The 20,551-nt window shown below is 66.0% G+C and carries 20 protein-coding genes; 10 read left to right on the forward strand and 10 right to left on the reverse strand.

Annotated elements, in window-relative coordinates; translation table 11 throughout:
• The first annotated feature begins 91 nt into the window (after positions 1-91).
• From VGN46_RS04975 to VGN46_RS04995, 5 genes are all read left to right on the forward strand, one after another.
• A complete protein-coding gene (locus VGN46_RS04975; protein WP_331641260.1) occupies positions 92-925 on the forward strand; it encodes a ParA family protein in 834 nt (277 codons plus the stop codon).
• Between the two features lie 9 nt (positions 926-934).
• Complete coding sequence (locus tag VGN46_RS04980) at positions 935-1,810, forward strand: ParB/RepB/Spo0J family partition protein (RefSeq protein ID WP_331641262.1); 876 nt, start codon at positions 935-937, stop codon at positions 1,808-1,810.
• A gap of 20 nt (positions 1,811-1,830) precedes the next feature.
• Positions 1,831-2,370: a sigma-70 family RNA polymerase sigma factor gene (locus VGN46_RS04985; protein ID WP_331641264.1), complete on the forward strand. Its 540-nt coding sequence runs from the start codon at positions 1,831-1,833 to the stop codon at positions 2,368-2,370.
• Positions 2,367-3,095 (forward strand): DUF3379 family protein, encoded by a 729-nt coding sequence (locus VGN46_RS04990; RefSeq protein WP_331641267.1) that lies wholly within the window; start codon positions 2,367-2,369, stop codon positions 3,093-3,095. The genes VGN46_RS04985 and VGN46_RS04990 overlap by 4 nt, the downstream gene beginning before the upstream one ends.
• Positions 3,096-3,199: 104 nt before the next feature.
• A complete protein-coding gene (locus tag VGN46_RS04995; RefSeq protein WP_331641269.1) occupies positions 3,200-3,916 on the forward strand; it encodes a glycosyltransferase in 717 nt (238 codons plus the stop codon).
• 79 nt (positions 3,917-3,995) lie between these two features.
• On the opposite strand, the gene VGN46_RS05000 is transcribed toward VGN46_RS04995, so the two are convergent.
• Entirely contained in the window at positions 3,996-4,946 is a 951-nt protein-coding gene (locus VGN46_RS05000; RefSeq protein WP_331641271.1) for a patatin-like phospholipase family protein, read from the reverse strand.
• A gap of 16 nt (positions 4,947-4,962) precedes the next feature.
• Positions 4,963-5,955: a YafY family protein gene (locus VGN46_RS05005; RefSeq protein ID WP_331641273.1), complete on the reverse strand. Its 993-nt coding sequence runs from the start codon at positions 5,953-5,955 to the stop codon at positions 4,963-4,965.
• A gap of 212 nt (positions 5,956-6,167) precedes the next feature.
• Here VGN46_RS05005 and VGN46_RS05010 point away from each other — a divergent pair, with 212 nt between their 5' ends.
• Complete coding sequence (locus VGN46_RS05010) at positions 6,168-7,097, forward strand: hypothetical protein (RefSeq protein ID WP_331641275.1); 930 nt, start codon at positions 6,168-6,170, stop codon at positions 7,095-7,097.
• An 84-nt stretch (positions 7,098-7,181) separates the two neighbouring features.
• Entirely contained in the window at positions 7,182-8,039 is an 858-nt protein-coding gene (locus tag VGN46_RS05015; protein ID WP_331641277.1) for a DUF481 domain-containing protein, read from the forward strand.
• A 143-nt stretch (positions 8,040-8,182) separates the two neighbouring features.
• Here VGN46_RS05015 and hemC read toward each other — a convergent pair whose 3' ends face one another.
• From hemC to VGN46_RS05055, 8 genes are all read right to left on the reverse strand, one after another.
• The gene (hemC, locus tag VGN46_RS05020) at positions 8,183-9,103 is read right to left on the reverse strand and encodes a hydroxymethylbilane synthase (protein ID WP_331641280.1); all 921 of its coding nucleotides are present in this window, start codon (positions 9,101-9,103) and stop codon (positions 8,183-8,185) included.
• Between the two features lie 85 nt (positions 9,104-9,188).
• On the reverse strand, positions 9,189-9,899 hold the full coding sequence (locus VGN46_RS05025) for a LytTR family DNA-binding domain-containing protein (protein ID WP_331641283.1): 711 nt from the start codon (positions 9,897-9,899) through the stop codon (positions 9,189-9,191).
• Positions 9,877-10,989, reverse strand: coding sequence for a sensor histidine kinase (locus VGN46_RS05030; protein ID WP_331641286.1), 1,113 nt, complete (start codon positions 10,987-10,989; stop codon positions 9,877-9,879). Before VGN46_RS05030 ends, VGN46_RS05025 begins: the two co-directional genes overlap by 23 nt.
• Positions 10,986-11,654: an alpha/beta hydrolase gene (locus tag VGN46_RS05035; RefSeq protein WP_331641288.1), complete on the reverse strand. Its 669-nt coding sequence runs from the start codon at positions 11,652-11,654 to the stop codon at positions 10,986-10,988. The genes VGN46_RS05030 and VGN46_RS05035 overlap by 4 nt, the downstream gene beginning before the upstream one ends.
• Positions 11,655-11,709: 55 nt before the next feature.
• Positions 11,710-12,810: a glutathionylspermidine synthase family protein gene (locus VGN46_RS05040; RefSeq protein ID WP_331641290.1), complete on the reverse strand. Its 1,101-nt coding sequence runs from the start codon at positions 12,808-12,810 to the stop codon at positions 11,710-11,712.
• A complete protein-coding gene (locus tag VGN46_RS05045) occupies positions 12,810-13,322 on the reverse strand; it encodes a hypothetical protein (protein WP_331641291.1) in 513 nt (170 codons plus the stop codon). Before VGN46_RS05045 ends, VGN46_RS05040 begins: the two co-directional genes overlap by 1 nt.
• Before the next feature lie 10 nt (positions 13,323-13,332).
• Positions 13,333-13,737, reverse strand: a complete 405-nt coding sequence (locus VGN46_RS05050; RefSeq protein ID WP_331641293.1) for a DUF350 domain-containing protein — start codon at positions 13,735-13,737, stop codon at positions 13,333-13,335.
• Positions 13,738-13,830: 93 nt separating this feature from the next.
• Positions 13,831-15,930: a prolyl oligopeptidase family serine peptidase gene (locus VGN46_RS05055; protein WP_331641295.1), complete on the reverse strand. Its 2,100-nt coding sequence runs from the start codon at positions 15,928-15,930 to the stop codon at positions 13,831-13,833.
• Between the two features lie 119 nt (positions 15,931-16,049).
• On the opposite strand from VGN46_RS05055, the gene VGN46_RS05060 reads away from it, so the two are divergent.
• The 3 genes from VGN46_RS05060 (at position 16,050) to kdpA (ending at position 20,548) form a co-directional block, all read left to right on the forward strand.
• Entirely contained in the window at positions 16,050-18,452 is a 2,403-nt protein-coding gene (locus VGN46_RS05060) for a S9 family peptidase (RefSeq protein ID WP_331641297.1), read from the forward strand.
• A 285-nt stretch (positions 18,453-18,737) separates the two neighbouring features.
• A complete protein-coding gene (gene kdpF / locus VGN46_RS05065; protein ID WP_331641299.1) occupies positions 18,738-18,830 on the forward strand; it encodes a K(+)-transporting ATPase subunit F in 93 nt (30 codons plus the stop codon).
• The gene (gene kdpA, locus VGN46_RS05070) at positions 18,827-20,548 is read left to right on the forward strand and encodes a potassium-transporting ATPase subunit KdpA (RefSeq protein ID WP_331641301.1); all 1,722 of its coding nucleotides are present in this window, start codon (positions 18,827-18,829) and stop codon (positions 20,546-20,548) included. The genes kdpF and kdpA overlap by 4 nt, the downstream gene beginning before the upstream one ends.
• The last annotated feature ends 3 nt before the right edge of the window (positions 20,549-20,551 follow it).

A 20,551-nucleotide genomic window follows, 5' to 3' on the forward strand; every position in this document is an offset into this window, starting at 1 on the left:
GGCGAGCCAGCGGTGGTGGGGTGGTCTGCAGGCTTTGGGCGCTAGATGCTACGCTAGCGCCCCTTCCGTGCACGGTAGCTAGCGACTTTCCATGGCCCGCATTATCGCAGTCGCCAACCAGAAGGGCGGCGTCGGCAAGACCACCACTTCCGTGAACCTCGCCGCGGCCCTGGCCGCCGCGAAGCGCAAGGTGCTGCTTGTCGACTTCGATCCCCAGGGCAACGCCACCATGGCGTCGGGTGTGGATAAGCACGAGGCTAAGCCGAACGGCTGCGAAGTGCTGCTGGGGGAGGTCGGGATCGCCGATGTGCTGGTCCGCACCGAGGCGGGCTACGACCTGCTGCCGGGCAATGGTGACCTGACCGCCGCCGAGCTCAAGCTCATGGACGGCATGGCCCGCGAGCAGCGCCTGAAAGAGCAGCTCGCGAAGATCGCCGACCGTTACGACACCATCCTCATTGATTGCCCGCCGTCGCTGCACCTGCTGACGCTCAACGCACTCACCGCGGCCGATGGGGTGTTGATCCCCGTGCAGTGCGAATATTTCGCGCTCGAAGGGCTTTCCAGCCTGCTCGATACGATTTCGGCCGTGCGCCAGCGCCTGAACCCGGCGCTGGAAGTGGAAGGCCTGCTGCGCACCATGTACGACGTGCGCAACAACCTCGGAAACGAGGTCTCGGCCCAGCTCACCACGCATTTCGGCGACAAGGTCCTGCGCTCGATCATCCCGCGCAACGTGCGCCTTGCCGAGGCGCCCAGCCACGGCCAGCCGATCCACCTTTACGACCGCGGCTCGCGCGGCGCCATCGCCTATATCGGCCTCGCTGGCGAAATGATCCGCCGCGAGCGCAACCTGGCGGGCGCCTCTGCCGGTGGCGCCGATGCTGGCGAGACCGCCGCAGACGCCACCCCGACCACGCCTTAAGGAGCCCCCATGGCAGCAGCGAAGAAACGTGGACTCGGCCGTGGCCTGGATGCCCTGCTGGGCGGCGGTGCCGGCCCCGAAGCCGCGCCGTCGGTGATCGAGCAGGAAGGCGAGCTGCGCACGCTGCCCATCCACCATATCCAGGCCGGCAAGTACCAGCCGCGCCGCCACTGGAACGACGAGGCGCTCGATGAGCTCGCTGCGTCGATCAAGGCCCAGGGCCTGATCCAGCCCGTGGTGGTCCGTTCCATCGGCAAGAACAGCTACGAACTCATCGCCGGCGAACGCCGCTGGCGCGCTGCCCAGCGCGCGCAGATGAGCGAGATTCCCGCGTTGGTGAAGGATGTGCCCGAGCAGTCCGTGCTCGCCATGGCCCTCATCGAGAACATCCAGCGCCAGGAGCTCACCCCGCTTGAGGAAGCCCAGGCACTCCAGCGCCTGGTCGATGAATTCGACCTCACTCACCAGCAAGCCGCCGATGCGGTCGGCCGTTCGCGCGCGTCGGTATCCAACCTGCTACGCCTCAACGAGCTGCCGGCCTCCATCAAGCAGTTGCTGGACGAGAGCAAGCTCGAGATGGGTCACGCCCGCGCCCTGCTGACCCTGCCTTCGACTATCGCCGAGACACTGGCGCGCGAAGCCGCGCGCAACGGCTGGACGGTGCGCGAACTGGAAGAGGCCGCGCGCAAGGCCCAGCTGGAACCCAAGGGCAAAGCCAAATCGGCCGGCCCCATGGATCCGAACGTCGCCAACCTGGAGCGCGAGCTGGCCGAACGCTTCGCCACCCGTGTCGAAGTGGCGCAGGGCCGTGGTGGCAAAGGCAAGCTCGTCATCCACTATCACAGCAATGACGAGCTGGACGGCATCCTCAGCAAGATCCGCTGACCCCGGGCTGGTGTAAGGAAATGCCTAAGCCCCCGGTCCATGAGGATGTGAACCCGAAGCAGCGCCAGTACGAAGCCATGGTGCGCGCCCTCTCGGCCGACCTTTACCGGTTTGCCTGGTGGCTGACGCGCTCCGAGAGCGTGGCCCAGGACCTGGTCCAGGAGACCTTCCTTCGTGCGTGGAAGAACCTCGACGCCCTGCGTGACGCCGAGTCCACCAAGTCGTGGCTATTCACCATCCTGCGCCGGGAACATGCCCGGCTGTATGAGCGCAAGCGGCTGGAAGTCGTCGAACTGGATGACAACATCGCCGAAGATGCGGCCTTCGCCAGCCCCGAGCGCAGCAGCGATGCCGCGCAGGTGCGCGACGCGATCGGCCGTTTGCCCGACAAATACCGTGAGCCGTTGGCGATGCAGGTTCTCGCCGGCATGAGCGCCGACGAGATCGCCGCCAGCACCGGGCAGAAGCCCGGCGCGGTCATGACCCAGTTGTTCCGTGCCCGCCAGCAGCTGAAACGCCTGCTCGGTGGCCGCGCCGCGGCCGAAGGGAGCCGGACATGAACTGCCTCGACTTTCGCCGCCGGGTCGGCGCTGAACCGCGCTCGCGCGATCCCGAACTGCTCGCTCACCGTGATAGCTGCCGCGACGGCTGCGCCGCATTCTGGCAGCGTGCACAGCGCTTCGAGGATGACCTTGAAGCCGGCATGGCGATCCCGGTGCCGGATGGCCTTGCCGATCGCATCCTGCTGGCCCAGGCCACCGGTGAACGCCGCACGCAGATCGGCCGTCGGCGTGCCTGGATGGCTATGGCCGCCTCGGTACTGATCGCCTTCGCCGGTGTCGGCATGCTCTGGCGCTATACCGACCAGCATTCGCTCGAAGCCATGGCCGTGGCGCACATGCCTGGCGAGATGGATGCCCTGGCCCTGACCCGTCCGATGACCGACGATGACGTGGCGGCGGGCTTTATCGGTCGCGCAACGCAGCTCAAGGGACCGGCGCCAGCCATGGTGACCTACGTGCACGATTGCGTGGTGGGCCAGTACCCCGTGGTGCATGCCGTGACCCGCATGGACGACGAGCCCGTGGTGGCGCTCTACATGCCGGGCAAGATGGACGGCAAACCAGGCACCTTCCACCGCGATGGCTGGGATGGCCGCGAAGTGCAGCTGCGCGGCGGCACCCTGCTGCTGCTCGCCCAGGGCCCAAGCCACAAAGCCATGGATACCGCCGAACGCGGCTGGCGCGCCGCCATCGACGGCTCCAACCTCACCGTCTCCCTGTAGGACCGCGCGCCCACGGAACTGAACGGATGCCGCGGGTGCGGCCTTTTGCAACGCGGCATGGGCGATAATGCCGCCCGACTCCCGCTACCTGTCCCGGAACCACGATGACCGACCTCGCCGTGGTCGTGCCTGTCTTCAACGAGCGCGACAATATCCCACCCCTCCTCGCCGAGATCGCCGCGGCCCTGCGTGGGCGGATCGACTTCGAGATCATCTACGTCGACGACGACAGCTCCGATGACAGCGTGGCCGTGCTGAAGGCGGCGCAGAAGGATTACCCGGAACTGCGGATCATCCACCACGTAAGCCGCAGCGGGCAGAGTACGGCGGTGTGGAACGGCGTGCGCGCCGCGCGCGCACCGTGGATCGCGACGCTCGATGGCGACGGCCAGAACGACCCGGCGGATATCCCGAAGCTGCTGGACGCCCGCGCAGGCGCCGCAGCCGATCTCAAGCTGTTCGCTGGCTGGCGCGTCACACGCCGCGATAGCTTCAATAAGCGCATCTCGTCGAAGGTCGCCAACGCCGTGCGTTCGCGCATGCTCCAGGACAGCACGCCGGATACCGGCTGCGGCCTCAAGTTGTTTGAACGCGAGACGTTCCTGCGCCTGCCCTACTTCGACCACATGCATCGCTACCTGCCGGCGTTGGTCAAACGCGCGGGCTACACCAGCCAGAGCGTGCCGGTGGGCCACCGCCCACGCACGGCGGGCACCTCGAAATACGGCATGCTCGATCGCCTGTGGGTCGGCCTGGCCGACCTGCGCGGCGTGGCCTGGCTCATGCGCCGCGCCAAGGTCACCAAGACCGAAGAAATCTGATCGGAGAGCATCGCGCGCAAGCGCGCTCCTACATGAGACCTGCGAAGATTCTTGTAGGAGTGCGCTTGCGCGCGATCCCTCAGCGCGGGGTTAACTCACGAGGCACCCACGTATCGAGCTTCGCATGCGTCCGCTCGCGTCCCAGTTCGATAAGCTCGCGGGCGCGATAGAACTCATACACCGCCGACACATTCCGTGGCAGCTCGATCAACAGGTCGGGCGGATACGCCGCGATGCGCAGGCGCGACAGGTTCGCCTGCATCAGGTCCATCGCCTGGGTCATCAGCTCGAACGCGCCGGGATCGCGGCGCAGCTTCGATTCCGCCGAACCCGGCATCACCTTGCCAAGCAACCGGCCCAGCTTCGCCGCGTAGCCTTCATCCGGTACGGCAGTGACATCCTTCTCCGGCGCCTTCTGCAATTCCGCGGCGCCATCCACGCTCACCGCCACCACGTAGTCGACGTCTTCGCGCATCAGTGGCAGCACCGGCAGCGGATTCAACAGCGCGCCATCCACAAGGCGGCGGCCCGCATGTGCGTACGGGCGAAACAAGGTCGGGATCGCGATAGAAGCGCGGATCGCGTCGAACAGCGGACCCCGCGTAAGCCACACCTCACGCTCCCGATCGATATCGGTGGCCACCGCGGTGTACGCGATCGGCAACTCCTCGATATTCACCTCACCGATCAGCTCGCGCAGCGCCGCCATGATCCGGTCGCCCTTGATGAAGCCGCCACCGGAAAAACTCCAGTCGACCAGGCGCAGCACGTCGAAACGCGCAAGCGTCGACACCCAGTCGCGGTACACATCGAGTTTGCCCATCGCATAGACGCCACCGATCAGCGCACCCATGGAGGTGCCGGCCACCGCGACGATCTCGAAACCGCGATCTTCCAGCGCCTCGATGGCGCCGATGTGGGCCAGCCCCTTCGCGGCACCGGCGCCCAGGGCGAGTGCCACGCGGGGTTTACGAGGTTGTCCGATCGTGGCGGGCAACGCGCCGGGGTCAGCGATATCGAGGTCGGTCATGGAGCCTTGCGCAGGATCAGTGGTGGTTACCGTTGCCGTTCTGGTAGCCGGAGAGCGCCAGTTGCAGCAGGATCTTCATCTCTTCGCGCAGCGGCAGCGGCCCCACGATCTCCGCATCCGGGCCGTACTTGAGCACGTCCATCAACAGCTCGCGCGAATTGGAATACGGGACCTTCAGCTCATAGCGGCCATCCGGCAGCCAGTCGCCCTTCTGCTGCGAGTGCCAGTGCTCGTCCGCGACCCAGCGGGCGGCGTGCGAGGAGAAACGAATGATTGCCCACGCCTTCGGCTTGCCGGCGAAGATGCCGTAGCTGGAGGCGAGCAGCTCGTTGAGTTCGGTGTCCTCGACATCCTTCGCCCGCGCATCCTGCGCTTGCGGGTCAGCAATGCGATCGACGGCGAAGCTACGAAGGGCTTCGCGATCGTGGTCCCACACATCCAGGTACCAGTTATCGCGGTAGTGGGTAAGGCGCTGCGGCGATACCGTGCGGCGGGTGTCTGAGTTGGTGGTGCGTGCGCGGTAGCGAAAGGTCACCTGGCGGCGCTCGAGCACGGCGCCGGCCACGATGCGGAACACTTGCTGGTCGAGCTTGCGCGCACCCCAGGAGATGACCCGGATCCGGTCCACCGGCAACGCCTTGCCGCTCCCATGGTCTGAAAGCAGGCGCTCGATCCGCGCCTTGAATGGCGCCAGGGCGCCAGCGAGGACACCGGGGTCGGAACGACCGATGAGTTCGTTGAGCGCCATGAGGGCGGCCAGCTCGTCGCTGGTCAGCCAAAGACCGGGGAGCTCGAAGCTATCGGCCTCGGCCGCTTCATAGCGGAAGGAGGCCTGGTCGCCGGCCACGCTCTGCACCGGGGCGCCCAGGGCATCGCGGAGGAAGGCGACGTCGCGGTAAAGGGTGGCGCGCGAGCATTCCAGCTCATCCATGAGCCGCGAAAGCGGGACCGGATAATGCGCGGACTTCAGCAGTCGGTGCAGGGTGAGAATGCGCTCGTAGCGGTCCATGGGTCTCGCCGGCAGGTGGAGCTGTGCAAAGTGTGTCCGCGCGGGCGTGACGCCCGTATCTACGCACAACAAGCATGGCGTTGGGCGGGGCCGTCCGCAAGGGTTGTCGCACTACGCCTGACGGCCAGGTGGGGTGGGCCGGGTCTGCAAGGTTTGCGCCCGGGGCGAATCGGCGCAAAAATGGCTCTTTGCCATCGCCGAAGCCCCCGACCATGGCGCAACCCGACGACGCACCCGCCGTCGTGCTGGACCCCAAAGGCCAGCCGGATGGTGGTTCGCGCGCCCAACGCCTGTTCTCCCTTCCTGCCGTGGTCATCCAGACCGCGACCGCGGCTGGGTATGGCCTATGGATGGTGCTGGGCACCGCCGTGGCCCTGGGCTCCTATCCGGATGGCCGGGGTGACGTGCTGGTACCCCTCTCGTTCGGGCTGGTGCTGGTAAGCCTGGGCCTGGTCGCGACCTGCCTTCGCCTGCGCTTTGCCCGTGAGTGGCATGGCTGGGACCCGTTCAGGCGCATGTTGCCCACCACGGAAGGCATGGTGGCCATGGCGAACTACCTGCCGATGCTGGCACTGGGCGGGCTGGCGCGGGGGGAAAATGATTTCTGGGCCACGCGACTGGCGGGCGCGGCCCTGATGATCTGCAGCCTGGCGACGTTGATCTATACAGCGCGGGGCGTGGCGCGCGATATGCCGGCGCCATTGGCCTCGATGGCCAACGCGCAGCCGCTGGGGCGCGCGGTATCGGCGGTATTCGCCGGTGGGCTATGGTTCTGGCTGTGCGTCGCACTACAGAGTGAGACGGTGGTCGGGCCGCTAAACCCATGGCGGCTCAGTATGTTAGCCTTCGGGCTGGTCCTCGGCGTGATCGAAGGCATGCGCTGGCGGGCCCTGCGCCAACTGGCCGAAGAGCGCGGCGCTGGTGCGTTCTTCGCCCCGGAGCGCGGTGCCGGTACGCTGCTCGCCTGGTGCTTCGGCATCGCCGTGTTATCGGTGGGCCTGCCCTGCATCCTGCTGGTCTCACACCCTACGGGACCGCTGGTGGCGGTAGCCGCCGGTCTGGCCGCGTTAAGCTGCGTTATCGGTCAATGTCTGGAACAAAGGCTCTACGGACGCGCCTGGGCGCAGTTCGGTGGGCACTGAGCTAGCAGTCCCCGGCGCGTGGGTGCGCCACGGGCCGTCCCCACGGCCCACCCAATACATTTCCTTCCACATCCCGGGTAGACGATGAAAAAGATCCTCCTCGCCTCGCTTGTCCTTGCCGCGCTGCCTTTTGCCGCGCAGGCCCAGGACGCCTTCGCCACTGACAATCCCAACGCCGGCCCTGCGCCGAGCTCCGACGCTTCCAAGAATGGCGGCTGGACCGGTTCGGGTGAATTCGGTTTCGCTTCGTCGCGCGGTAACTCGCGCACGGAGAACGCCAACGCCAAGCTCGGCCTCTCGCAGGAAAACGAGGTGTGGAAGAACAGCTTCTACCTCAACGGCCTGCGCTCGAAGGGCGACGTGACGGTAACGGACGCCAACGGCAACGACATTGAGCGCTTCAGCACCACCGCCAACCGTTACGACAGCGGCGCGTCGGTCGGCTACAAGTTCGATCCGCGCAGCTACGTCGTGACCGCGGCGCGTTACGAGCATGACGACTTCGGCGCCAACCTCTGGCAGGGCATCATCTCGGTCGGCTACGGTTATATCGCGCTGAAGAACGAGCGTGCCGAGCTGTCCTTCGAAATCGGTCCCGGTTTCAAGCGCTACCAGCCCGCCACCACCACCGAAGACGTGACCCAGCCGGATGGCACGGTCGTCCAGGTGGTGACCAAGCCCAATGCCGAAAGCGAAGTGGTCGGCCGTGGCCTGGTCAACGGCAAGTACCGCCTTACCGATAACACCGCGCTGGAAGATACGTTCCTGGTCGAAGCGGGTTCGAAGAACCAGTACTACCAGAACGATATCGGCCTCTCAGTCAGCATGACCAAGAAGATGGCGCTGAAGCTCGGCTACCAGATCCGCTACAACAGCGATGTGCAGCCGGGTACCGTGAGCACCGACAAGCTGATGACTACCAACCTGGTTTACAACTTCTAAGGGTTGAAGCTACGCCGCCACGTTCGAATCGCGTGCAAGCGCGCTCCTACAACCGCTGCGTTGTAGGGGCGCCCGCGTGACATGCGCCATCGCCGCGCGACGCGCCCCCACCCCTGTAGGAGCGCGCTTGCGCGCGATCGGTTCTAGCGCTGCGGCTTGAGCAATTCGTCGGCCCCCTGCTCAAGCAGCATCGCCGCCACGGTGTGACCCAGCTCCACCGGCTTGTCCGCCCGCATATCCGCCTGCGCGCGAATCAGCTCACCGGTATGCGCATCCCCAACCAGGCCATGCAAGGTCAGCCCGAACTCGGCGACGACGCACATCGCGCCAATCGCCACCGCGCAGCTACCGCCCAATCGTTCGTTCAATGCCCGCTCGGCATCGATCGCCAGGCGCGTGTCGGCGTCGTCGAGCGGGGCGAGCAGTTCAGCCACGCGCGTATCACCATCGCGAATCTCTACCGCAATCGCACCCTGCCCAGGGGCAGGCAGCCAGTCCGGGCCGGCCAGGCGGCTGCGTACGCGACCACCCAGGCCCAGGCGGTCCACGCCGGCACAAGCCAGCACGATGGCTTCGTAGTGACCATCATCCAGCTTTGCCAGACGCGTATTCACGTTGCCGCGCAGGTCGAGCAATTGCAGGTCCGGGCGCAGCGCCCGCAACTGGGCCTGCCGGCGCAGTGATGACGTGCCTACGCGGGCGCCATTCGGCAGGTCGGCGATCGTCGCGTAATCGTTGCTGATAAAGCCATCGGCGGCGTCAGCACGCGGCAGGATCGCGGAAAGCGCGAAGCCGGGCTCCAGCACCGCCGGCACATCCTTCAGCGAATGCACCGCGATGTCGGCGCGGCCTTCCTCCATCGCGATTTCCAGTTCCTTGAGGAACAGCCCCTTGCCGCCAATCGTCGCCAGCGAGCGATCGAGCACTTCGTCGCCACGGGTGGAAAGCGGGACCAGCTCCACGACCAGGCCGGGGTGCGCCTGGCGCAACAAGGCGGCGACGTGTTCGGCCTGCCAGAGGGCGAGCGCGCTCTTGCGGGTGGCGATGCGAAGCGGTGCAGTCATGGGGCGTCCGGGGGCACGTAGGGCAATACCCGGATTGTCCCGTAAAACACTAGCCGAGCGCATCGCGGCCTGAGGCCGCAAGCGCTCAGGATTCGGCGCGAAGCAGCTGGCGGATGGCGGCCAGGTTGCGCCGGCTCACCTCAGGGGCGCTCTCGGTACCGGCCAGCCGCGCCAGCACGCGGCCATCGGCCAGGGTTCGCAGCCCGACCAGCCGGTCGCGCGGTACCAGGCAATTGCGGTGTAGGCGGATCACCCGCTCGCCCAGGGCGACCTCGAGCTGGCGCAGCGAATCATCGATGAGGCGCGAGCCCCCCGTGTGTTCCACGGTCACGTACTTCTCGCCCGCGGTGAGCAGCAGGACATCGGCAAGTGGAATGCGCACCTCATCGCCGCCACTGCGCGCGCGCAGCCAGGTGCCGCGTACGGGCGGCGCCGCGACCAGCCGGGCCGCCGCGCGGTCCAGCGCCTCGTCCAGGCGCTCGGCGCGCACCGGCTTCAGCAGGTAGTCGGTCGCGCCCAGGTCGAACGCACTGAGCGCGTGCTGTTCGTAGGCAGTGCAGAACACCACCAGCGGACGCACCGGCAGGCTGGCCAGCTTCGCCGCGACCGCGGTGCCGGAGAGACCGGGCATCTCGACGTCGAGTAGCAGCACGTCCGGCCGGTCGCTGGCGCATGCGGCCAGCGCGGCCTCGCCATCGGCCACGCTGCCGATCAGCTCGACATCGCCACGCCGGGCCAGCAAGGTGGCCATGCGAGCACGAGCCAGCGGTTCGTCATCGGCGACCAGGACGCGCACGCGCTACCTCCGGCAGGAACAAGGTGACTATGAAACGGCCATCACGCGCTTCGGCCTTCACCGATGCACGCTCGCCGAAGTGCAGGCGCACGCGCTCGCGCACGCTGCGCAGGCCGTGGCCGGTGCCCGGTATCGAAGGCCCATCGGAAAGCGGGTTGTCCACGGTAAGCGTCACCCCGCCCATATCCTGCCGGCCGCCCAGGCGCAACACGCCACCCTGGCGCGACGGCTGGATACCATGGCGGATGGCGTTCTCGACCAGCGGCTGCAACAGCAGGCGCGGCATCGGCAGCGCCTCGGGCACGTCGATATCGCGTTCCACGCGCAGGCGATCGCCGAGGCGCAGGGTCTCGATATCCAGGTAGTGATCGACCAGCCGCCACTCTTCGCCCAGCGTGCCCTGCGCGCTGCCCTCGCTGCCCAGCGCGGCGCGGAACAGCTCGGCCAGGTTCTCCACCGTGCGTTCGGCGGCGTCCGGATCGACCGGGATCAACGCAGCGACCGCATTCATGCTGTTGAAAAGGAAATGCGGGCGGATCCGCGCCTGCAACGCCGCGACCTGCGCCTGCGCGGCCGCTTCGACACGGAACTGCCACTGCGCCACGACATAGAAGTAGCGCAGCAAGGCGGCGCCGAGCAGGCCGGTGGCCAGCAAGGTATCGCGCACGAAGCGCGCGGTGGAAACCGGGGTCAGTCCGGAGCCGAGGTTATGGTCGATCCAGGCGATGGCCAGGCTGGTGACACCGACCATCGCCATGAGCACCAGCCAGACGCACGCATACGGCAGCATGCCGGGCAGGCGTTGCATGAGTGGGCGTGCCTTGCACAGCACGACGGTGAGCAGCACGGAAAGCCACGTTGTATACAGCACGCCGACCGATAACGAACGGAGCTGGAGCTCGCCGCCCGGTGCCAGCCACATCAGGCAGGAAGTGATCGTGCCTACGACCAGCAACGCGAACAGCGTCGGCAGGCTGCAGAAGTCCGGCAGCGGGGCAGACGCGCGAGGCGAAGCAGGCAGATCGGTAGGCACCATGGGCATGCGGCGAGTATGCCGGATGCCCATGGCGGACGCCGCGCGTAGCGTCACGCGTCGGCGAAGATCCCGCTCATCCAGCTACGGATATCGTTGATCTCCGGCAGGCTCACCTGGTGGCCCATCGGGTAGGTATGCCACTCGATGCGGTGGCCGAGGCTTTCGAGCAGCTGGCGCGATTGCTCACCGAGGGCGAGCGGCACCACCGGATCGGCCACGCCGTGGCCCCAGAACATCGGCGTGGCGTGGTTGGCACCGCTGCGTTCGGCTTCGATCGTCTCGTGCATGGGCAGATAGGCCGAGAGCACCAGCAGGCCGGCCAGCGCTTCCTTATGACGCAGCCCGGCGGCGAGGGTCATGGCGCCACCCTGCGAGAACCCGGCAAGGATGATCCGTCTGGCCGGCACGCCGCGAGCTTCCTCCTGCGCGATCAGCTGTTCCACTTCGCCGATGGACAGGCGGATGCCTTCCGCATCCTGCTTGTCGGCGAGCGCCAGGCCCTTGATGTCGTACCACGCCCGCATCGGCACGCTGTTGTTGATCGTGACCGGGCGCACCGGCGCGTGCGGGAAGACAAAGCGGATCGCAGGCCATGAGGGATCGACCAGCTCCGGCACGATCGGCGCGAAGTCGTTGCCATCGGCACCCAGGCCGTGCAGCCAGATCACCGACCACGTGGGCGACGGGCGGGTTTCGTGTTCGACGGTGGGCAAAGGCATAGGGATCGGTCCGGCTGAAGGAATCCGTTGAATCCTAACAGCCCGGCCACGCGCGCTAGCGAAACAGGTGTGGCACGAAGCAACTGGTGTTCCGGGTGATCCGGTCGTTGTCTTCGCGGATGCCGATGCCAGCGGGTTGGTCGCCGATGATCCACGACCCGACCAGGGCGTGGCGACCCGCAAACACGGGCAGCGGTGCGAGAGCCTGGTAAATGCGATGGGGCGCGACGACCGCGCCCTGGTGTGCATCGAGGATCGCGATACCCTCGCCTTCGCGGCCCCAGAACGGTTTCGCGACGACGGGGCCGGCGATGTCCTTGCGATGAAGGCTCGCGGGAAGCAGGTTCGGGTGATTCGGAAACCAATCCCAAAGCAACGGCAGGATCGCCTTGTTCGAAAGCAGCATCTTCCACGCCGGTTCGATGAAACGGGTACGTGAGGTGGCGATGTGTTGTGAGAACGCTTCATCGAGCATCCATTCCCACGGGTACAGCTTGAACAGCCTATCGATCGGCCGGTCGGCCAGGTCGATGAAAGCGCGGCCGTTCCAGCCGATCTCTTCGATGTCGAGTGCCTGCACGTCGTGGCCGGCTTGCATGCAGGTATCCAGCAAGTAATCGGTCGTGGTGCCGTCCTCGGGATTGTCGTAGCACGCCGCGAAATGCACGCGGTTGCCGCCGCCGACCTGCGGCCAGCATTCGATCAGCTTCTCGTGGATCGAGTTGAACTGGTCGGCCTCGGGATAGCAGGCTTCAAGCCAATACCACTGCACCACCGAGGCTTCGAACAGCGAGGTGGGTGTATCCGCGTTGTACTCAAGCAGCTTCGGTGGTGAGACGCCGTCCCACGACAGATCCATGCGGCCGTAGAGCGAAGGTTCGCGATCGAACCAGCTGCGTTCGGCGAGGCGTGCAGCATCTTCACTGATACCGAGCGCGTCGTAACGCCCATCGCAGACGATGCGGTCCACCGCTTCCAGGCACATCGCATGCAGTTCGCCGGTCGCGGCTTCGACCTCATCGATGGCATCGGCTTCGAACACGTAGCACGCGTCTTCGCGCCAGTACGGCTGGCCATCGATCGTGTGGAAACCGAAGCCAATCGCTTCGACGTCGGCCTGCCAGTTTGGACGAGGCGTGATGGACTCACGGCGCATCAGCCACCTCTCGCACCCACTCGACTACTGGAACCGAAACCACCACGCGATCCGAAGTCGAAGCCGTTGGGGCCGTGACTGGAGAAGCCGCTGGCGCCGCTCGCAGCGGAGCGTGCATACGAGCGACCCGGGCCGGGATCGCTGGCTACCGTGTTCGTCCGCCAGTCGCTGCGATACCAGGGGCCGTAGTAGTGGTAACCGCCCCCGCCGTAATGGCCGCCTCCGGTCGACTGCTCATACGAACACTGCCCGGTCACGTAATCCTGCTCGCAGTCTTCCTTGTTCGCATAGCTATTGCGCTGCACATCCGTGCGCGGCCATGCGGCGTAGCCGAACAACCCCATGATCCCGACCACCACCGCGGCCGAACGCATGCGCTTGCCGCGTTCGCCGATATGGAATAACGGCTCGGCCTTCCCTACGGGGTAAAACGAAGGGTGCCTGTAGTTCGGCGGCAGATTGAATTTCGCATCGGGCTTGCCGCCGAGGGACTTCTTGTCCTTGTTCGCCATGCCCGCCGCCTCAGTAGGTCATGGCGGCGGCGTTGAGTGCGCCGACGCAGGTAGCGACCATGGCCACGAACAACGCGACGGAACACAGGTTCGCTTCGATCTTGCCGCGCAGGTCGCGCACAACCAGGCGCAGCACCAGGTGGGTCAGCAACTGCACCACCCACGCGACACCGCCCCACAACGCGAGGTCGAGCAGGTTGACGCTATGCGCGATCGCACTCGCCAGCGGAAGCACAAAGCCAATGGCGGCACCGCTCAGGCTGATCGCCGCCGCGAGGTTGCCATCGCTGATCAAGGCCATCTCACGCTGCGGCGTGATCCAGATGTAAGTGACGATGAACGCGATGAAATACAGGATGCCCAGGCCGAGGTAGGCCACGAAGGCGGGCAGGGTAAACAGGTCCGGCAGGATCACGAACGCTTCCTTGTAGAGCGCGGCTCCCCATGGCCGCCCCGCCACTATAAGGCGGAGCGGCCGTTCCGTGGGTGAGAAAAATGACCGATTTTGTTACTCGCCGAGGCCCAGCTCGTTCGCAAAGAACGTCATCGACAGTGCCGCATTGCCGACGCGCTGGCTGAAGGGTGCGCCGATGCCGTGGCCGGCGTTCATGCGGGTAAGCAGCAGCACCGGGTTACCCGAGCTGGAGGCGTCCTGCAGGCTGGCCGCGAACTTGCGCGACTGCCACGGGGCGACGCGCGGATCGTTGGCGCCGGTGGTGAGCAGCACCGAAGGGTAAGCCGTGCCCTTCTTCACGTTGTACAGCGGGCCGTAGGCGCGCATGGCCTTGGCGATGGCCGGATCCTTGACCGAGCCGTACTCGCTCTTGTTGTAAGGACCATTGGCAAACGCGGTTTCGTGGCGGGCGATATCGTAGATGCCGACCATGGCGACCACAGCGCGGAACTGCTCCGGGTGCTGGGTGAGCGACGCACCCATCAGCAGGCCGCCGTTGCTGCCACCGAGGATGCCGAGGTGCTTCGTATCGGTCCACTTCGTATCCAGCAGCGCCTGCGAGGCCGCGTAGAAATCATCGAACACGTTCTGCTTGCGCGTGCCCTGGCCCTGCTCGTGCCACTGCTCACCAAACTCGTTGCCGCCGCGGATGTTGGCGTAGGCGAGCACACCGCCGCGCTCCAGCCACGCCAGGTTCGGGCCGATGAAGGAAGGGGTGACCGGGATGTCGAAGCCACCGTAGCTGTACAGGATGGTCGGGCGCTTGCCGTTCGGGGTGATGCCGTCCATCGAGATCACGGTGACCGGGATCTTCGTGCCGTCCTTCGACGTGCCTTCGACACGGGTTACGCGCACCTTCGAGTAGTCGGCCGCTGGCTTCACCTCGAACACGGTCTTCAACGTGCCGCTGGCGCCATCGTATTCCGCCCAGCGGGTCGGCTGGGTCCAGCCGCCGTAGGTGATCAACGCCTTGTCCTGGCCTTTCTCCGCGGCGATACCGCCGATGGTGATGCCAGTCGCCGGCAGCGGCAGGCGGCGCACGAACGTGGCCTTGGCGTCGTACTGGTCAGCCCACCAGTCCGGACCGGCGCTGCGCACGACCAGGAAACCGGTGCCAATCGGGGTGACGCGCTGGATAGCGCCTTCGCCCTGCGGCAGCACGTCCGACGCCTTACCCGTGGCATCGAGCGCGATCACCTTGCCGCGCGGTGCGCCGGCGAACGTTACGACGTAGAGACGATCGCCCACCCAATGTGCGGAGCGCACGTCGGCGTCGTGACCAAGCGCCTTCTTGAAGGCGCCGTTGCCTTCACGCATGAACACCTCGGCCGGGCCGCCGTCGCCTTCGTTCGCGAGAAGCGCGGTAGCCTTGCCGCCTTCCCCTTCGAGCAGGATGTACTCGGCGATAGGCGAGTAGCCCTTGCCGAATACCACCGTATCCTTGTCCTGGGCCTGGCCGATCACGTGGTGCGCGAGGTACGCGTCGAACTCACGCAACGGCTTGTCCTTGGTCGGCGCATCGAAGCGCGCGTAGATCACGCCCTTCTCGTCCGCATCCCAGGCCAGCGCCTGCGGGGTCGTGCCGCCGCCCGCCCAGGCCAGGCTGTCAGAGAGTGGCTTGCCGGTCTGCGTATCGAGGATATGGATCGTGGTCAGCTCGCTGCCGCCCTCGGCAGTGCCATAGGCCAGGTAGCGGCCGCTCGGCGAGGGCCAGTACTCGGTGATCGCGGTGTTGCCTTCGCCCTTGTTCAGATCGACCAGCGTGCGCACCGGGCCGTCCGGCCACGCCTTCGCGACAAGCACCGGCTGCGGCTGCGGCGGGGTGTTTTCGAAGTAGAACAGCGTGCCGCCGGCGAGCACGGGCGACGAGCGCGTGGTCGAGGTGATCGCCAGTTCACGGATCCGCGCGGTCAGTTCCTTGCCCAGCGGCATCTTGCCGATGGTGGCTTCCGTGAAGGCGTTCTGCGCTTCGACCCACTGCGCGACGCCCTGGCCCTCCGGGTTCTCGAGCCAGCGGTAGGCGTCCGGCCGCGGCTGGCCACCCAAGGTGTCCTGAACTTCATGCTTCGGCGTGGGTGGTGGCGTGGTTGCGGCGTTCGCCGAACAGGCGGCGAACAGGCTCAGGGCAAGCAAGCGGGGGACGAAGGGGCGCATGGGACAACCTCGTGGGCGGGATCGCCCGAGCGTAGCAAACCCATGACGCCTGGCACCCCTGCCGCTAGTTGGGTGGCGCTCCGGTTATTCTCGCGGGATTTGCCGCTGCTGGAACGCCCATGCGCACCCTCGTCACCGCCCTCCTTACCGCCCTGGCCGCCGCGCCGGCCTTCGCCGCGCCCCCGCCGCTGGACATGGAAACGATCATGGCCGACCCGGACTGGATCGGGCAGGCGGTGGAAGACCCGTACTGGAGCGTCGATGGCACCCAGGTCTATTACTCGCTGAAGCGCGATGGCAGCCCGGTGCGCGACCTCTACCGGGTGCCGGCCGCCGGGGGTGCGGCCGTGAAGCTGGATGCAGCAGCCGTCACGACGGCCGACGGGACGAAGCAAGTCTTCGATCGTGAGCACCGCCACGCCGCCTTTATCCGCCACGGCGACGTGTTCCTGCGTGATCTGGGCACTGGCACCACCGTGCAGGTCACCCGCTCGGCCGAGGCGGAGACCTCGCTGCGCCTTTCCGCCGATGGCCGCCTGCTGACCTGGCGCTCGGGTGACGACTGGTTCGCCTACGCCACCTCGGGTGGCCCGGCCTGGCAGGCTGCCGTGGTCGAAGCCAAGGATGATCCGAAGACGGACAAGACCTCGGACCTGCAAGACCAGCAGCAGGCGTTGTTCTCGACCCTGCGCGGGCTGAAGAGCGACGAGAAGGCGATGAAGGCCGATGCCGACGCGCTCGCCGCCGCCGATCCAGGCCACGCACCGGCGGCGTTCTACCTCGGCAAGGATGTGTCCATCGTCGATACCTCGCTGTCGCCGGATGGCCGCTACATGTTGGTGGTGACCAAGGCCAAGGCCGCCGATGCCGGCAAGATCGCCGACCTGACCCACTACGTCACCGACTCCGGCTATGCCGAAGCCGAGGCGACCCGCTCCTACGTGGGCCGCAATGACCCAACCCCGCAGGCGCTGAAGCTGCTCGACCTGCGCGCGCACGCCGTCTACAACCTCGATACGGCCGCCCTGCCCGGTATCCACGATGATCCGCTCGCGGCCATCCGCGCGAAAACCGTGGCCGACCTGCGCAAGGCCGGCAAGGACGACCGCGCCGATGCCCTGGCCGCGCCGAAGACCCGCCCGGTTATCGTCAACGCGGAATACAGCCCGGGTATCGTGTGGAGCGACGATGGCCACGAGGCCGCCGTGCAGCTGACTTCGGTCGACAGCAAGGATCGCTGGATCACCACCGTCGACTTCAACCAGCACGCGCTGGTAACCCAGCACCGCCTGAGCGACAAGGCCTGGATCAACTGGGACAACAACGAATTCGGCTGGCTGCGTGATGGCCGCACGCTGTGGTACCAGAGCGAAGAGAGCGGCTACGCGCACCTCTACACCCGCGCGCTGGGTGGCAAGGCGACCGCATTGACGTCGGGTCGTTTCGAAGTGGATCACCCGGTGCTAAGCGCCGACGGCAAGACGTTCTATGTGCGCAGCAACCAGGTGGCGCCGTATAGCTACGACATCTACAAGGTCGCCGTGTCTGGCGGCCCGCTCACCCGCGTGACGAAGTACGAAAGCCTGGATGATTTCGCGCTGTCGCCGGATGGTCGCCAGCTAGCCGTGCTGCACTCCGCGCCGTACGTGCCGCCACAGCTCTCGACGATCTCCACCGATGGCGGCGCCGCGCGTGAGCTGACGAATACGGTCAAGCCGGGCTTCGCCGCGCACGTGTGGATCGCCCCGAAGATCATCCAGGTGCCATCCAGCCACGGCGCCGGCACCATCTATGCGAAGTTCTACGGCCCGGCCGATGCGGCACAGGCCGCGTCACGTCCCGCGGTGATCTTCGTGCATGGCGCCGGTTACCTGCAGAACGTGCACCTCTCGTATCCGTCGTACTTCCGCGAGCAGATGTTCCACAACCTGCTGGTGCAGCGTGGTTACGTCGTGCTCGATATGGATTACCGCGCCTCGAAGGGCTACGGGCGTGACTGGCGCACCGCGATCTACCGCAACATGGGCCACCCGGAGCTGGAAGACCTGCTGGATGGCAAGGCCTGGCTGGTGAAGAACCAGGGTGTGGACCCGAAGCGCGTGGGTATCTACGGCGGCAGCTATGGCGGCTTCATGACCCTGATGGCCCTGCTCCGCGCACCAGGTGAATTTGCCGCCGGTGCCGCGCTGCGCCCGGTGACCGACTGGACCTCGTACAACCACGAGTACACCGCCGCGATCCTCAATGATCCGCAGCTCGACCCGGAAGCCTATGCCACCAGCTCGCCGATCCAGTACGCCGACAAGTTGCAGGATTCGCTGCTGATCGAGCACGGCCTGATCGACGACAACGTGCTGGCCAGCGATTCGATCCGCCTGTACCAGCGCTTCATCGAGCTGCACAAGAAGAACTTCTGGATGTCGCTGTACCCGATGGAGCGCCACGGCTTCGTCCACCCTGATTCATGGCACGACGAATACCGCCGCATCGACGAACTGTTCCACGACAAGCTAGGCCAGTAACGCAGCCGTTGTAGGAGCGCGCTTGCGCGCGATGGGTGCTCGCGGCAACCCCATCGCGTGCAAGCACGCTCCTACAGCAGGACCGGAAATTTACGCAGACGTTACGCGGTCCCCTGCGGCCCTTACACCGTAAATATCTACGCGGGATAAAAATACGTACCGTCCTTTCTTGACGGAACGCACCCGTGGAACTCCTGTACGTCCTCCTCATCGTCGTGCTCACGGCGGTGACGATCGGCTTCCTGATGATCTGCGACCGCCTGGGTCGCCGTTAAGGAAGCCGCCATGTCCATCGTCTATATCATCGCCACCGCCATTGCGGTGCTGCTGTGCGGCTACCTTTGCGTGGCCTTGTTGAAGCCGGAGTGGTTCGAATGACCGCGAACGACTTCTTCCAGATTGGCTTGTTCCTCGCGGTGCTGCTGGCGCTGGTGAAGCCCGTGGGTCATTACATGGCCCTGGTCTTCGCTGACGACGGCAATCGCGTCACCCGCTTCGGTGCGCCGGTGGAGCGGGTGCTCTACCGACTGGCAGGTATCCGCCGCGATGAAGACATGGGCTGGAAGCGCTACGCGCTGGCCATGCTCGTGTTCAACGTGGCCGGCCTCGCCGTCGTGTACCTCTTGCAGCGCACCCAGCAATGGCTACCGCTCAACCCGCAGCATCTGGGTGCGATCACGCCGGATTCGGCGATGAACACGGCCATCAGCTTCGCCAGCAACACCAACTGGCAGGGCTACGCGGGCGAATCCACCATGAGCTACCTGACCCAGATGCTAGGGCTCGCGGTGCAGAACTTCCTTTCCGCCGCCACCGGCATCGCGGTGCTGATCGCGGTCGTCCGTGGCTTCGTGCGTCGGGGCGCCGGCGCGGTTGGCAATTTCTGGGTCGATGTCACGCGCACCACGCTCTATATCCTGGTCCCGCTCGCTATCGTCGTTGCGCTGCTGCTGATCTCGCAGGGCGTGGTGCAGACGCTGTCGCCCTATGTTGATGCGGCGACGCTGCAGCACGGTACGCAGAACCTGCCGTTGGGCCCGGTCGCCTCGCAGGAAGCGATCAAGATGCTCGGCACCAACGGTGGCGGCTTCTTCAATGCGAACTCCGCGCATCCGTTCGAAAACCCCACGCCGTTCTCCAACTTCGTGGAGATGTTGTCGATCTTCGTTATCCCTGCGGCACTTTGCTACACGTTTGGCAGCATGGTCGGTGACCGCCGCCAGGGTTGGGCGATCCTTGCGACCATGCTGCTTATTTTCGTGCCTCTCACCGTTGGCCTCGTCGCCGCAGAGCAAGCGGGTAACCCGGCGCTGCATGGCCTTGCCATCGATGCACAGGCCTCGGCCTTGCAGAGTGGCGGCAACATGGAAGGCAAGGAAACCCGCTTTGGCATCGTCTCTTCGGGGCTATTCGCGGCGATCACCACGGCGGCCTCGTGTGGCGCGGTCAATGCGATGCACGACTCGCTCACGCCCTTGGGCGGCCTGGTGCCGATGTGGCTGATGCAGCTGGGTGAAGTGATCTTCGGCGGCGTGGGCTCCGGTCTTTACGGCATGCTTGCCTTCGCCGTGGTCGCGGTGTTTATCGCCGGGCTCATGGTGGGGCGCACCCCGGAATACCTCGGCAAGAAGATCGAAGCGCACGAAATGAAGATGGCCAGCCTGGCCGTACTGATTCCTTGCGCACTCGTCGTCGTGGGTACGGCGGTCGCCGTGATGGCCCCGGGGGGCAGGGCGGGTATCGCCAACCCCGGTGCGCACGGCTTCAGCGAGATGCTCTATGCGGTGACCTCGGCGGCCAATAATAACGGCAGCGCGTTCGCCGGCCTCTCCGCCAACACGCCGTTCTGGAACGTCCTGCTTGGCATCTGCATGTTCCTGGCCCGCTTCCCGCTTGCCATCGCCATGCTCGCCATGTCTGGCTCGCTCGCTGCGAAACGCCACGTACCGCCTTCGGCCGGCACCCTGCCGACGCATACGCCGCTGTTCGTCACCTTGCTGGCTTGCGTCGTCATCGTCGTCGGCGCGCTTACCTTCCTCCCGGCGCTGGCCCTCGGGCCGATCGTCGAGCACCTCACGTCCGCTACGGGCCACTGATCC

It is taken from the genome of Luteibacter sp. (genome assembly GCF_036500425.1).
Taxonomy (GTDB): Bacteria; Pseudomonadota; Gammaproteobacteria; order Xanthomonadales; family Rhodanobacteraceae; genus Luteibacter.

What these genes read in the sequence shown, in the direction of transcription:
- VGN46_RS05060 (WP_331641297.1), top strand. Translation starts at nt 16,050, where the DNA reads ATGCGCACCCTCGTCACCGCCCTCCTTACCGCCCTGGCCGCCGCGCCG.
- VGN46_RS05040 (WP_331641290.1), bottom strand. Translation starts at nt 12,810, where the DNA reads ATGCGCCGTGAGTCCATCACGCCTCGTCCAAACTGGCAGGCCGACGTC.
- VGN46_RS05045 (WP_331641291.1), bottom strand. Translation starts at nt 13,322, where the DNA reads ATGGCGAACAAGGACAAGAAGTCCCTCGGCGGCAAGCCCGATGCGAAA.
- VGN46_RS04995 (WP_331641269.1), top strand. Translation starts at nt 3,200, where the DNA reads ATGACCGACCTCGCCGTGGTCGTGCCTGTCTTCAACGAGCGCGACAAT.
- VGN46_RS05055 (WP_331641295.1), bottom strand. Translation starts at nt 15,930, where the DNA reads ATGCGCCCCTTCGTCCCCCGCTTGCTTGCCCTGAGCCTGTTCGCCGCC.
- hemC (WP_331641280.1), bottom strand. Translation starts at nt 9,103, where the DNA reads ATGACTGCACCGCTTCGCATCGCCACCCGCAAGAGCGCGCTCGCCCTC.
- VGN46_RS04975 (WP_331641260.1), top strand. Translation starts at nt 92, where the DNA reads ATGGCCCGCATTATCGCAGTCGCCAACCAGAAGGGCGGCGTCGGCAAG.
- VGN46_RS05000 (WP_331641271.1), bottom strand. Translation starts at nt 4,946, where the DNA reads ATGACCGACCTCGATATCGCTGACCCCGGCGCGTTGCCCGCCACGATC.
- kdpA (WP_331641301.1), top strand. Translation starts at nt 18,827, where the DNA reads ATGACCGCGAACGACTTCTTCCAGATTGGCTTGTTCCTCGCGGTGCTG.
- VGN46_RS04985 (WP_331641264.1), top strand. Translation starts at nt 1,831, where the DNA reads ATGCCTAAGCCCCCGGTCCATGAGGATGTGAACCCGAAGCAGCGCCAG.
- VGN46_RS05015 (WP_331641277.1), top strand. Translation starts at nt 7,182, where the DNA reads ATGAAAAAGATCCTCCTCGCCTCGCTTGTCCTTGCCGCGCTGCCTTTT.
- VGN46_RS04980 (WP_331641262.1), top strand. Translation starts at nt 935, where the DNA reads ATGGCAGCAGCGAAGAAACGTGGACTCGGCCGTGGCCTGGATGCCCTG.
- VGN46_RS05005 (WP_331641273.1), bottom strand. Translation starts at nt 5,955, where the DNA reads ATGGACCGCTACGAGCGCATTCTCACCCTGCACCGACTGCTGAAGTCC.
- VGN46_RS04990 (WP_331641267.1), top strand. Translation starts at nt 2,367, where the DNA reads ATGAACTGCCTCGACTTTCGCCGCCGGGTCGGCGCTGAACCGCGCTCG.
- kdpF (WP_331641299.1), top strand. Translation starts at nt 18,738, where the DNA reads ATGTCCATCGTCTATATCATCGCCACCGCCATTGCGGTGCTGCTGTGC.
- VGN46_RS05035 (WP_331641288.1), bottom strand. Translation starts at nt 11,654, where the DNA reads ATGCCTTTGCCCACCGTCGAACACGAAACCCGCCCGTCGCCCACGTGG.
- VGN46_RS05010 (WP_331641275.1), top strand. Translation starts at nt 6,168, where the DNA reads ATGGCGCAACCCGACGACGCACCCGCCGTCGTGCTGGACCCCAAAGGC.